Consider the following 1,318-nt stretch of genomic DNA (forward strand, 5'->3'; position numbering starts at 1 on the left):
GTTTGCCCGAAATTCCGTACTTTTCAAAAATGAAAAAACCTACGCCGACAAATCCGCGCTTGTTTTTCCGCTACTTTGTGTAGCCAGAACCGTTGCCACACATTTAAACGAAACCTATGAATAGTAAATTTCTGCTAACATTTTTCACACTTATTTCGGGACTTTCTGTTTTCGGACAGTTCAGTCGTGAAAATATTTCGACAGATTCATCTGAAATCGAAATCATCAGAAATTCAGTTTATCATATTTATCAAGAAAATTTTAAAAACAAAGATTCCGTTTGGAGAAGTGTACACTTTATAAAAGACACGACAAGATTAAAAACTGAAGGTTGGACAAAAAAAAGTGGAAAGAGAATTGGAATTTGGAAAGAGTACAACTTCAACAAACAATTATTATTTACTCGCGATTATGACAATGCAGTTTGTGAAGTAAACAAAAAACTATTTCCTTATCACGAAATACTTGAACGAATGAAAAAAACAGCTGACAGTTTAATTATTTCTAATTATGGTCAGGAGTTTTACGATAATCAAGTTCGTTTCAATTTTAATTGTTACGCTTATGACAAAGAAGGTTATGTTGGTAGTTGGACAGAACCTATGAAAAGAAAACCAACTGAATTTCTTTTTCGATATCAAGTCAGACTTAAAAACTCTGATTGGCAAAGTGAAATGATTGGTGTCAAACTTGACCATAATGGAAATTACATCCCAAGTCACGATAGATTTAACAACAACGGATTTGAAAAATTAAACTCTGAAAACAAAACTTTTGAAATTGACAAAACAAAAGCAATTTCAATTGCAAAAGAACACGGACTAAAAGGAGAAAATATTTCAGAATTCTTGAAATGGGAAAGGTTTAATAAAGCGACTTTTTATGATGGACAGTTTAAATATTATATCGCTGAATTAACCGACCAAATAGATGAAATAAAAAAAGAAGGGCGTTCGAGAATTACCTACAAGTTCAATGTCTATTCATTTAATCCTTGGACAGGCGAATTTTTGGAAAAGAAGAAAATGAAACAAATTAAAGAATGGGGAAAACTTAGCGGATTTACCTCTGACTTATTACTCGATGAATAAAATGAAAAACGTGTGGCAACAACGTGTATAGCTCATTGCGGCTGAATTCCTAATCGGAATTCATTGCAATTTGTTATCTTTCGGTTACGGCGGAAAATCATAGCTGATTTCCCGCAACGAGCCATACACAAAACCGTTGTGCAACATATTGCCAAAAAACGAAAACCGATAGTTTATTGAAAAAAACATTATTAAATCTAATTCTGATTTCCTTTTTATTTGGCTGC

Annotated in this window: 1 protein-coding gene; it reads left to right on the top strand. The window is 32.8% G+C overall.

Annotated elements, in window-relative coordinates; all coding sequences use genetic code 11:
* The first annotated feature begins 116 nt into the window (after window positions 1-116).
* Complete coding sequence (locus K8089_RS16050; protein WP_237604303.1) at window positions 117-1,091, top strand: hypothetical protein; 975 nt, start codon at window positions 117-119, stop codon at window positions 1,089-1,091.
* Window positions 1,092-1,318 lie beyond the last annotated feature (227 nt).

Source organism: Aequorivita vitellina (assembly GCF_022008365.1).
Lineage (GTDB): Bacteria > Bacteroidota > Bacteroidia > Flavobacteriales > Flavobacteriaceae > Aequorivita > Aequorivita vitellina.